This window comes from Vibrio genomosp. F10 str. 9ZD137 (assembly GCF_049974785.1).
Lineage (GTDB): Bacteria > Pseudomonadota > Gammaproteobacteria > Enterobacterales > Vibrionaceae > Vibrio.
Genome location: NZ_JBNGCJ010000012.1, coordinates 1 through 322, shown reverse-complemented (window position 1 = coordinate 322; position 322 = coordinate 1). Strand labels below are relative to the sequence as shown.

1 pseudogene is annotated in these 322 nt (G+C 45.7%); it reads right to left on the bottom strand.

Annotation, left to right across the window (positions count from 1 at the left end):
* Positions 1-322: pseudogene (locus tag ACP45E_RS00260) on the bottom strand (SLBB domain-containing protein); the annotation flags it as partial.

Genomic DNA, 322 nt, shown 5'->3' with positions numbered 1-322 from the left:
TCAGCTTCTTTTGTCGGGCCATCTGCGGCAGCCAGTATGTCGAGAAAATGCATTTCTTTAGTGAATCTAAAGCGTCCAGGCGTGTTCACTTGACCAAAAATATAGATAGAAGCATCTGAGCTTTGACGTACCCATTGAGATTTATTGTCAGAAGGGTCTTGTGGTAAGTCATGAATACGGACGATCGAACCGGCAGAGATGGTAGGAAGTTCATTCGGCTTCGCACCATTTAAAATGAACGCGTCTAAATCAAAGACCACTAATTGTTTCTCTGCATCGATAACCTCGATCTTAGTGGTGTCGGCTCGAAGTGTCGGGCCGC